This window comes from Marinilabilia sp. (assembly GCF_016278715.1).
Classification (GTDB): Bacteria; Bacteroidota; Bacteroidia; order Bacteroidales; family Marinilabiliaceae; genus Marinilabilia.
On record NZ_JADQBH010000123.1, the window covers coordinates 20,362 to 31,914 of the forward strand.

Annotated in this window: 10 protein-coding genes; 4 read left to right on the forward strand and 6 right to left on the reverse strand. The window is 42.9% G+C overall.

Annotation, left to right across the window (positions count from 1 at the left end; translation table 11 throughout):
- Nucleotides 1–239 precede the first annotated feature (239 nt).
- Nucleotides 240–2,540 (reverse strand): T9SS type A sorting domain-containing protein, encoded by a 2,301-nt coding sequence (locus QZZ43_RS07555; protein ID WP_291857582.1) that lies wholly within the window; start codon nt 2,538–2,540, stop codon nt 240–242.
- Between the two features lie 1,115 nt (nt 2,541–3,655).
- Entirely contained in the window at nt 3,656–3,850 is a 195-nt protein-coding gene (locus QZZ43_RS07560) for a hypothetical protein (RefSeq protein WP_291857583.1), read from the reverse strand.
- Nucleotides 3,851–3,883: 33 nt separating this feature from the next.
- On the opposite strand from QZZ43_RS07560, the gene QZZ43_RS07565 reads away from it, so the two are divergent.
- Entirely contained in the window at nt 3,884–4,348 is a 465-nt protein-coding gene (locus QZZ43_RS07565; RefSeq protein WP_291857584.1) for a S24/S26 family peptidase, read from the forward strand.
- Between the two features lie 235 nt (nt 4,349–4,583).
- Nucleotides 4,584–6,329 (forward strand): ABC transporter ATP-binding protein, encoded by a 1,746-nt coding sequence (locus tag QZZ43_RS07570; protein ID WP_291857596.1) that lies wholly within the window; start codon nt 4,584–4,586, stop codon nt 6,327–6,329.
- 97 nt (nt 6,330–6,426) lie between these two features.
- On the opposite strand, the gene QZZ43_RS07575 is transcribed toward QZZ43_RS07570, so the two are convergent.
- The 4 genes from QZZ43_RS07575 to QZZ43_RS07590 all read right to left on the reverse strand — a co-directional run bounded on the left by QZZ43_RS07575 (nt 6,427) and on the right by QZZ43_RS07590 (nt 9,807).
- Nucleotides 6,427–7,824: an outer membrane beta-barrel protein gene (locus QZZ43_RS07575; RefSeq protein WP_291857585.1), complete on the reverse strand. Its 1,398-nt coding sequence runs from the start codon at nt 7,822–7,824 to the stop codon at nt 6,427–6,429.
- Nucleotides 7,821–8,384, reverse strand: coding sequence for a sigma-70 family RNA polymerase sigma factor (locus tag QZZ43_RS07580; protein WP_291857586.1), 564 nt, complete (start codon nt 8,382–8,384; stop codon nt 7,821–7,823). The genes QZZ43_RS07575 and QZZ43_RS07580 overlap by 4 nt, the downstream gene beginning before the upstream one ends.
- Nucleotides 8,385–8,761: 377 nt before the next feature.
- The gene (gene smpB, locus QZZ43_RS07585; RefSeq protein WP_291857588.1) at nt 8,762–9,217 is read right to left on the reverse strand and encodes an SsrA-binding protein SmpB; all 456 of its coding nucleotides are present in this window, start codon (nt 9,215–9,217) and stop codon (nt 8,762–8,764) included.
- 2 nt (nt 9,218–9,219) lie between these two features.
- The gene (locus tag QZZ43_RS07590; RefSeq protein WP_291857590.1) at nt 9,220–9,807 is read right to left on the reverse strand and encodes a Yip1 family protein; all 588 of its coding nucleotides are present in this window, start codon (nt 9,805–9,807) and stop codon (nt 9,220–9,222) included.
- A 191-nt stretch (nt 9,808–9,998) separates the two neighbouring features.
- Here QZZ43_RS07590 and miaA point away from each other — a divergent pair, with 191 nt between their 5' ends.
- On the forward strand, nt 9,999–10,958 hold the full coding sequence (miaA, locus tag QZZ43_RS07595) for a tRNA (adenosine(37)-N6)-dimethylallyltransferase MiaA (protein ID WP_291857592.1): 960 nt from the start codon (nt 9,999–10,001) through the stop codon (nt 10,956–10,958).
- A gap of 201 nt (nt 10,959–11,159) precedes the next feature.
- On the forward strand, nt 11,160–11,553 hold a 394-nt coding region (locus QZZ43_RS07600; protein ID WP_291857594.1), incomplete at its 3' end, for an adenylate/guanylate cyclase domain-containing protein.

An 11,553-nucleotide genomic window follows, 5' to 3' on the forward strand; every position in this document is an offset into this window, starting at 1 on the left:
GCGCAAAACATGACAAAGGTCATGAAAGCCGCAATAACAAAGGGATATAGATTTTTTTTAACATCAATTAAGAAACAAATCCTATTTAACAAAAGTAAATCTACCGAAAATCAAGAAGCAGAATAATCAAGACAAAAAATGGAAGAACAAGATTCACCTTCGAAAAAAAGGCTGCCTCGATTGAGACAGCCTCCTAAATACTTCACAGGGTAAATAGTGAATTATATTTTTGGGGTGGCTTAGCGACCCACCACTTTAGCTACTTTTTGAGTATTTGCTGAAACAACTTTTACCACATATACTGCAGCACCTGCAGGTAATGAAATTTGAGTTTCAGTAGAACGGGTTTTCACGTTTTCAATTACGCGACCATTCAGGTCAACAACCTCGATGGTAGCATCATTGCTTCCAAGCAGTCCGGCACTGATGCGAACTACTACGTTGTTATTGTTTCCAATAACCTCAATATCTTCAACATTTTCACTATCAACGGTTGCAACACTTGTGGCTACTTCCTGCATTTTCTCCAGGTGCAATACAAACCGGTCATGATTGTCACCAAGTTTTTCAGGAGTATAAGTATAGTCAACAACTTCTCTCATGTTAATCCAAGAACCGGTTCCTTTATCTTCAAGAAAAACATGGTAGTTATCGGAAAATTCAGTCAGTTCCCATGAAAAAGTAACTTCTGACATGATTCCGTTACGAACTGAAACCGGGATACTCATGGCCATACCATTCAAGGCAGCCATACCGTTAATTGAGAGCGCATTTCCGTCAACACGGGTAAAAACCTCAGGAACATTCTTTGAACCGTTGAACATCTTCTCTGAGTCGGCGCGGTCAAGACCATCGCTAAAAATATCATCAAAAGCAATCACCGTAACATCAGAAATAAACTCATTGGTTTGCATCAGGCTAATAACACTTCTTTCAGATGAAGAAGATGTGCTCTTCAGGGGCATGGTATTTTGCTTTCTGCGCGCTTTATTATTCACGGTAATAGTGGCTGATTGAGAATCATTTACTTTGACCCATACAGACTGCATGGGAGCAATTTCCCCAACATTAGCCTCAGTGTAACCTCCGGGAAAATTTCCTCCGCTCACTAAGGTTGATTGTCCGGTAAATCCGTTGTAAGTAATCATATAATCTCCAACTTGTGAACCGGCATAAACACGATAATAAATTGTAGAAGAAACATTATCAGAAACACTAACACCAGTAGTTTGGAAGTTTGATATATCCCATTTCATTGCTGAAGTGTAAGGATTTGAAAACAAATAGAACCCTTTTCCATAATCAATAGTGCGGGTAATTTCACCGGTATTCAAAGTTCCTTCAAAATCAATTACATGGTCTGCCTCATAAAGAACCATAATACCTTCCATTGGGGCAACAGGCTCACTATCAGTCGTAATTCGCTTCCAGCTTTTGGTACTTCTATATACCCAGTTGGTTGATTCCGATGCATCCAACATTATACCAGTTCCATCACTTACAGGAACTCCAAGACGATACCACTGGTCGGCTTTCACATCACTCAGTTCTACTCTTCCACGTCCTGAGTCCATGTTACTTTCCGGAACATTCAATGAAGCAACTGCATCAGGAGTAGATTTGAGAACAACCAAACCGTTATTGGTAAAAGTCGTGGCAATATCAAGAGAAGCACCGGGATTCACAATAACCTCTGCCCCTGCTTCAATAGTCATTTCTTTACAAACAGCATCAGTACTAATTACGGGAGCATTTGTTGATACGCTTACTTTAACTGAGGTATTGTAATCAGGCACCTTGTTATTTTTCCAGTTGCTTGCGGTTGACCAATCTGAGTTATTAGTCCCAAGCCACACAACAACAGGATTTAACAAACCAGTTTCATCAACGAGGTTTCCTAAATCGGTACCATTTTCATCCTGAAGAAAATCTTCGAGTGTTCCGTAACTTCCATCGTTAATAACTCCCCAACCGGGACTTACGATGGTAGCATCGGGATTCAATATATAGACATCATCACTTTTTACATTTAAACCACCACCAAGGTGTGAAAAATCGCCACCAACAACCAAATTTCCACTGTTATTGACCTGAGTCCCACTACTGGTGCTAAAATCACCTTTTACAATCAGATCACCTTTGATATGCAAACCGGCATTGGTTGAGATTAAGTTACCATGTACAATCAGAATACCACCTTTTTCAACAGTCACCGACTGAGAAGCATTCAAATTTCCAAATATTACAACTTTAGAATCTTTTGTAATCTTAAGACCATCCCATTGATGGTTTTCATAATTTCCGTTAACAATAAAGGTCCCATTAACCTCAACAGTTACCGGATTCAAATCACCGCTACGTGTGATTATTCCCTGAATTATCATTTTCTCGGTCACTACTCCATCAACGGAGGGCATGCGACCATTCTCCCAGCTACCGGCGTTTTCAAAATTTCCGGTGAGACCGTTTATACTTTTAAAATCAGCACTCGCATTAAATACGAGCAATAACCCAAGTAATGCTAAGTAAAACTTTTTCATAATTCACTAAATTAACCCTGTTCAAAAATTTCCACCCCTTTCTGAGGCTTCTTGTCTTTTTATACAGGGTTAAAAATGAATTGTTGGGAACCTTTGAGCAACGACTTTACCTTTGTGATGAATCTCCACAAATGCGGGATAAAAGTACAAAAGAAACTTATACACAAGTCTTTTACAAATACAACCTATATCACTGACTAACTACCACTTAAGAACAGCTCCATTTATCTTCATCACTCTTTTCTCCAGACTGCCATTTAAGGCTAAGATTGAGGCTGAGGTTAATGTTGAGGCTGAGATTAAGGCTGAGGTTGAGAGGAACTCAAAAGACAGGACACATCCTAATAATCTAATAACCATCAACTTAACTAATTAAAGAAGTATACAACTCATCAAACTAACCACTCAAGTTATTGTCAGTCAATGTATTATTAAATTAAATTCAACCTTTACCCGACCCTTCTTCGTACCTTGTTCGGGGCTTATTCGGGGCTTGTTCGACATTTCTGCGACTCTATAGAGTCGAACAGCAGTCGAAGAACAGTCGAACAAGGGTCGATGGAGGTACGACGCAGAATCGGAGAAGACTCCCGTAGGTGTCGAACAAGGGTTAATATGAGGATAATAATAACAATATTCGAAAAGACCCACTCATTTTTCCATCGTTCTGCGAAGGTGGTTTGAAACAACATGAGATAAGCACCCGCGCTTTAGCCGGGTGTTATAGTTATAGTTAACCGGAAATAATCTTCTGCAACCGGCTTTCTAATTTCATAACGGATTTTTTGTCTTGCTTTGAGAAGCCGGCTATCATGAAATTTTGTTCTGTTTAAGAGTCCCCCGGCTGAAGCAGGGGGCTATTCTCATAATTCATTTATCCTGTAAACCCTTTTGTGTTTTTGCAAAAAGCCGGCTGAAGCCGGCTAAAACAGAATCTTGTTCCGCATAAGAGTCCCCCCGCTGATGCAAGAGCTATTCTCATAATGTCTTTTCCCGGGAAATCCTTAGTCCTTTTTTTCTACCCCAATCTCACTAAAGCATACGACACCTTCAGCGTCGATATTCTATAGCTTGTACAAGCTATAAACATTAGAGCCCTTCAGGCTCTCTTTCTCTCAAATTTGAAAGAATGACCTTAACCTCAGTCTCAGACTTGCCTTAACCATAACCTTAACCTCAGTCTTAACCTTAACCTCAACCTTAACCCTCTCCATCCTAAGAGCTAAGAGCTGCCAGCCAAGAGCTGCCCACCCCTCCACCAAAACCAACTTTCCAAAAAATCCCCCTTGGGGGGATTTAGGGGGCCTCATTTTTTTCCCTATCTTAGCCCCAAACCGCCATTCATGACCACAAATATTAACCAATATCGTCAGTGGATCGACCAGTTGCTTGATGATGGCCGCACCGTGCAGGTACCCGTGCATGGGATGAGTATGTTTCCCATACTGATGCCGCGCGACACAGTGCAAATCAGGCGATTATCCTTTGGAGAAATGAAACCCGGTCAGGTACTGGTATTTGAGAGGGACGGACAATGGGTGGCGCATCGCCTTATTAAAAAAGATGTAAAAAACAGCTTACTCATAACCCGTGGAGATGGATTGCCTTACATCGATGAACCCGTTGATGTGGCAAGTGCGAAAGGCATCATCACTAAAGTGATTAAAACACGTTCTCCCTTTGCCTGGAGCATTAATACACGGATAGACCGCATACTGGTTTGGACAGGACCGATAACGGGCAGAGTTTTTTGGATGGCCGGGAGAGTCGTGAGTTGGGGGAGTAGAGTTTCGAGTTCCGGGTTTTGAGTTTTAACCACGGAGCGATGCCAGATCGGTAGCAGTACCTATAAGGTTGTAGAAATAAGCGGCGGAGCTGCATCAGATTAATGAATTTTTGTTGATAATTGTTCTTTGATAATTGAACATTGAAAAATTGTTTTATATTTGAAAAAACTCAACGAAACCTTGGCGTCTCTGCGTCTTTGCGTTAAAATTCACCATCATCAAACACTACCGCCAAATACTAACCATTCTACGATACATCTGGAAGAGTTCTCCCGGATGGACCCTCCTTAACGGTCTTTTGCTGCTGGTGCGAGGCGTACTGCCACTCCTCCTGCTCTACCTGGTAAAACTGTTGGTGGACGAGATTCAGGTGGTGGCAACCAATCCCGGCGGCGAGGATGCCCTTCACCGGCTGATTGCACTGCTAATTATTGCAGCCGTGGTATTTCTCACAAATGCTTTAACAGCCACTCTGGGGGCCTTGGTTCGCGAACGGCAGTCGTTTGTGATATCCGACTATTTCGACAACCTCATCCACAACAAGACCACACGAATTGACTACGGATTTTTTGAACATCCCAAATACCAAAACGTCTTCTTCAGGGCGTTGAATGAAGCCTCTTTCAGACCTTCGCGCATTTTTTACGGCATCATCGGGTTGCTTCAAAACCTCATCACACTGACTGTTATGGGCGGAATTTTGCTGATGGTGCACTGGTCGGTATCCATCGTTCTGCTGGTCGTGACTCTCCCGGTCACAATAATCCGGTTGCGTTACGCCCGTTCACTCTTCAATTTCAAAAGAGAAAATACCGACCGCGAGCGAAAAGTAAATTACTACAACCGATTGCTCACCTCAAGAGAATATGCCAAAGAACTAAGAACTTTCGAGTTGGGGACACTCTTCCGGGAGCGCTACCATGAACTGAAAAACGACTGGCGGCAAAATCAGTACCGGATGCTGAAGAACAAAACCCTCAGAGAGGTGGCGGTTCAGATACTGGCGGCCATTGCTGTGTTTTCGGTTTACGGACTCATTGCCTACCGGGCGTTCCAGGGGTATCTTTCCATTGGCGATGTGGTCCTCTATTTCATGGCTTTACAACGTGGGTATGCCTATTTGCAGGAATTTCTGGGACGAATATCAGGATTGTATGAAGATTCGCTGTTCCTCAACAATCTTTTTGAGTTTTTACATCTGCGCGAAGCCCGTCCTGTATTGAGCGAACAAGAGCGTTATCCATTCCCGGCACGAATGAAAGAAGGCATCAGTTTCCACAATGTGGGTTTTCACTATCCGGTGAACGATCGTTGGGTGTTGCGAAATGCCTCTTTCGACATTCACGCCGGGGAAACCGTTGCATTAGTAGGCATCAACGGAGCCGGCAAAACAACCCTGGTAAAGCTGCTGTGCGGACTATTCAAACCGGTAGAGGGGGAAATAAAAATTGACGGTCTTCCTATTGACCATATCAAATGGCAGGAACGAGTGGACAACATCAGCGTTATCTATCAGGATTTCATGCTCTACAATGTTTCTGCCCGGGAGAATATCTGGTTTGGAAATGTGCGCCGTGAAGCCACCGATGAGAAAATCATAGATGCTGCTAATCAGGCCGGAATCCACCAAATCATAGACGATTTTGAAAAAGGCTACGAAACCACCCTGGGAACTCTTTTTGAAGAAAGCGAGCAACTGAGCCCCGGACAATGGCAACGGCTTGCGCTGGCCCGTTCTTTCTTTAACTCATCACAAATAGTCCTGCTGGATGAGCCCACCAGTGCCCTGGATGCTTTCTCGGAAGCCAAACTACTCAAATACATCAAAAGCATCACCGAAAACCGAACGGCAGTCATCATCAGTCATCGCCTCTCGACCATCAAAATGGCCGACCGGATTATTGTGCTGGACGGACACCGGGTTGTTGAAGATGGTCATTATAATGAATTGTTACAGAAAGAAGGGGCGTTTTTCAAAATGGTGGAATCGCTGAAGCAATGAACTGTTAGCTCTTAGCTCCCACTAACTCAGTCTCAGCTTCAACCTCAGTCTCAACCTCTATCAGCCAACAGCTAAGAGCTGCCAGCGACCAGCTACTTTACTTCCCAAATTCAAAAAAGAGTCCGGTAAACACACCAAAGGAATAAGGGCGGAATTTGCCGGGAGCCTCCTGGCTGATATCCGACAAGAAGTAATTGAACCGGGGTTCCATCCGAATTCCCAGACCTCTGTACAAAGGAACCGACACAGCCACACCTGCATGAGTGCTAAAACTCAGCTCAGAAACACCACCGGTTTGTCCGACATTCTGCCGTTGGCCCGACATTTCCAGATAAGCCGTATTATCCACAAGCCAGTTGGCCCCTACACCACCCGCAAGAGACAATTGAACGGGGCCCTGCCGGAGCAACTGATACCTTAAAGTTAAAGGCACCTGCAAGTAACTCAGGTTTTGTTCCAGAACCGAAGACTCATCACTAAAGGAAGACTCAGATTTCATCTCCACCAAGGCATTGGAGCCACTTTGAAATTCTCTCACATCTGCATTTAAGGCAGGAGAAACATCCCGTTCAATAATTCCCAGGGAGTTATTGAGTTTTACCTCCTGCAAAGTCACACTACTTTCAGCAGAAAAATCCGCGTTGCCATATACCATCCGACTCGTGGTTTGCGGGGTTACCTCCTGTCCAAGCATGGCATATTTCACTCCGGTTTCAATTTGCCATCGCGAATTCATTTTTACAGCCACATTAAAGCCTCCTCCTGATGTCATTACGCCGGATTCATTCATCCCTGATGCGGCAGCTCCTGAAACATCACGATAAGCATAGGTAGGTGAATATTCTCCACCCAGCACAATACCGGCTGATGGTTTATCTGCCGCCTTATCTGAGGGGAGATTCAACCCAAAATACTCGGGTGCCTCTAACTCACCTGAAAGCACTAAAGACCCGGGCTGAACGGGAGCATCATCAATCCTCACGAAAAGCTGGGATTTGATTTTCTTAAGGATCTCGACATTTTCATTTTGCAAAGACACAACAGCAAGCATTCTTTCTGATTCATCGGCAGATTGTGACCCCTTTAACAATGAGTTCCCAGTTTCATCAGCAAAATTTTCAACCTTATCATTGATACCAGCATTTGAAGGGAAAACGTGCGGATTATCTGCAGCTGACTCTGAAACATTGTCATTTTGGCTTTCTGTTTCTACTGAAGCAATCTCCGACTGACCCCGATCCGGATTGCCGGAGTTGTTTGCGGAAGACGAAAGGTGAACAATTTGGTTCAAATCATCACCCGGCACCAAGAAGAATAAGCCCGCAAATAAAAGTATTGAAGCCGCAATCCCCCATCTCCAAAACACAGGAACCAGCCTTCTTTTCTTCGGACCAAGCCGCGATTCAATATTTGCCCATACCTGCCTGGAAGGCTGCACCTCCAATTGATCAAGTTCTTTAAACAGAGCATCTGTATGTTGTTTGGGTGTCATCATATTTTAGCAGCCTCCTTTTTGCTTTTTTTCTTTAATCTTTCCTGAAGCCACTTGCGTGCTCTGGACAGATTTGACTTGCTGGTACCAGACGAAATTCCCAGTTGTTCGGCAATCTGGTCATGTGTTCTTTCTTCCAGCACATAGAGGTTAAAAACCAACCGGTACCGTTCGGGCAATTGTTGAATAAGTTCAAGTAAATCGCTCATCAACGGAACCTCTTCATCTGTATGGTCCTCTGATTCTTCAGCATCAACATCCGGGAAATCATCTGTAAACTCCGTTTCAATTTTTTTCTTTCGGAAAGATTCAATAATCATATTCACTATCACACGCCTCATCCATCCTTCAAAGGAGCCTTCGAAACGAAACTTTTCAACATTCTCAAACACCCGGATAAAACCATCCTGCAAAAAATCTTCTGCAGCTTCCCGATCGGTAGCATAACGCATACACACCCCCAGCATTTTGGGTGCAAAAAATTCATAAAGTGCTTTCTGAGCACTTCTTTCACCTTTCTGGCACGCTGCAACTATTTCGTATATATCAATCGATCCGGACACAAAAATTGCTAATTGGTTTCCTGCAAATTTAAACTGTCTTCAAAAATAATACAAACAGCTATATTTCAGGAAAAAAAGGAAGCTCAATGCCTCACTTTTTAATGTAGATGGAAAAAATGCAGAAAGGTTGCGTGAAATTAGAAGTTGGAAGTTGGAGAATAGAGGATGGCAGAAATTCTCCGTCCGGCCGGTTCATAGAAAAACTCAAAATTACCATGGCGGAAATAACACTTTTTTAATGAGGCAATGAATCGTATTATCTGGAGGTAAGACCTTTTTTTTAACGATAAAATTGTCCTTCCCACAAAACTTGTGCAATCTGGCTCAACCGCAATGAACGTACATTTCAGATCACATTTGAAGAGATTTAGTGGCCCCTAAAAACTCTTTTTCACCCTGTCAATCTCCCGCTTGGAGTCTTTCGCTTTCAGTGTTTCGCGTTTATCGTGTTGTTTCTTACCCTTGGCCAGGCCAATCTCCAATTTGGCAAAACCACGATCGTTCATAAACATCCTCAGGGGTATGATGGTAAGCCCGGACTCTTTGGTTTTCCGGTCCAGCTTATACAGCTCCCTTTTGTTCAACAGTAACTTTCGTTCGCGCGTGGGCATGTGATTATTGAAAGTTCCATAAAAATATTCGGAGATGTTAATTCCCTTCACCCACAATTCACCCCTGACAAAGTAGCAATAGGAGTCCACCACACCGGCACGTCCCATGCGAATAGATTTTATCTCAGTTCCCGACAACTGAATGCCGGCAACATATTTTTCGATAATTTCGTAATCAAAATAAGCTCTCTTATTTTTTAAATTAATCCTGCTTGCCGACATACTTAAAACGTTAACAGATAAAACAATGCACCTCTAAGCAGATAAGGAATTACCACAAGTGCCACAAAAATAAAAAGGGCAAAAACAAATTGCTTATCCTGAGGAGGCCCGGCGAGTCCACGAACACCAATCCAACAGAGGTAAAGGCTGTAAAGGACAAAAACATGAACAAAAAAGAATTCCGGAATCAGTACAGAGACCAATGACACCACATATAACGGAGCCGAACTGTAAATAGTCAGTTTGGCAGACAGCTCGCGCGAGGGAACCAGCCGGAATAAACGCATCATGCGAAAAACCAAAAACCAGGAAAGAAATGCCCCGCCAAAAAGGGCGGAGAAAATCACAATCGCCTTTTTCAATGCAAACTCAAAAATAAAGGCCTGCTGATTGATCATCTGCGACAAAAAAGTGCCTGCGGCTATCAGTCCTATCAAAGGGAGTGCAAAATTGCCAATTATATCATTAAAGGTAGTACTCTCCCTGTGAATCTTCTGCCATTCTCCTGCCGGACTCATTACCAACCCCTTTAGTCGGTCACCCAGATTCCGGTACATCTGCACTGTACTCACCGGTTGTTTTGCTTCCATTCGAAATTGTTAATTGGTACAACTGGACAAAATTAAAAAAATTAAATGCCACAACACAATGAAAAAGTTTTATTAATGTTCTCACCAGGACATCCAATTACCATGCAAGCATAACAACAGAACCTATTCCCACCTATTCGGCGTTGAAAAAGTTTAAAATACTTTTCCTCATTTTTTATTAGTTTTGACAAATGGAAAGGAAGAGAGCGCCAAAAAAAAGAAAAGAATCCGTCCCTTATGATTTGGTGGTCATAACAGGCCCCACTGCAAGCGGAAAGACCAGGCTTGCTTCCCTGCTGGCGTACCAACTGGATGGTGAAATCATCAGCGCCGACAGCCGGCAGGTTTATCGAAAAATGGACCTGGGCACCGGAAAAGATTACGACGACTATATCGTAAATGAAACTACAATCCCTGCGCATCTTATCGATATCCGTGAGCCAGGTTACAAATACAATGTTTACGAATACCAGAATGATTTCTTCCGAATTTTTGAAGAAATAAAAAACAGAAACAAATTCCCCGTTATGTGTGGAGGAACCGGCTTGTACATCCAGGCTGTTCTCGACCGTTTCAAAATGGTTCATGTCCCCCCAGACCCTGAGTTACGGGAAGAATTGAAAGACAAAAGTCTGAAGGAACTTTCAACCATTCTGGCTTCGTTCAAAAAACTCCACAACACCACCGATACTGATACCGTGAAACGAGCGATTCGCAGCATCGAGATTGAAACCTATTATCAAAACCATCCGGAAATTGAAATTGAACTCCCTAAAATGAATCCGCTTCTGATTGGCGTAGACATCGACCGTGAATTAAGACGCGATAAAATCACCAGGCGCCTGAAAGAACGATTAAAGCAGGGCATGATAGAAGAGGTTGAAAAACTGATTGGCGCGGGAACCAGTCCGGAAGATTTAATTTACTACGGACTGGAGTATAAATACGTTACCCGCTATGTAACCGGAGAAATATCCTACAACGAGATGTTTGAAGGCCTGAATATAGCGATTCACCAGTTCGCAAAACGCCAGATGACATGGTTTAGGGGAATGGAACGCAAAGGGCATAAAATAACGTGGGTAGATGCAAAAAAGGATGCCAATGAGAATGTTAAATTCATTGTGAACCTGCTGGCCTCTAATCATTGATGTGTTTAACATATATCAGGTAAAATCTTACTTTCATCAAACACAGAAATACTTTTTTGAATATCCTTCGTAACAGGAAAATCGGGCAAACAAGGTCTGAAGAATTTTTTTTCGCACAGAAAATAGATGAAAAACCTGTTCCAAGTGCAACATTTTCACCACAAATAGTGTAAGAACAATATTAAACAACAGCTTACCTTAATGGATAACATTAACAACTATATCGACCGTATTACTCATCTTGCCAATAGGAACAAGGCGCTAAATGCACAACTTCAGAATCTGGTGGGCCGGTATTCACAAATCCAGCAACAGAATGAAAAGTTCAACCAACTGCTGACCCGTTTCAATGAAACCGGAGAATCCCCATCAAGGGACATGCTCATCCAGAAACAGGGAAAAAAAGTTGAACATCTGCGTACCGTTTCACTACTATATATTTCTATCGGTGGATTCGATAATCTGCCCAAAAAGCAGGATCAATCAGGACTGATTGATGTGCTCGATGAAATTTACATTGCCATAGATAAGGTTGCGGAGGAGTTCAACATCTCAAAAATTAAAAGTTTTGGTGACAACCTTCTCTTTGCCGCCG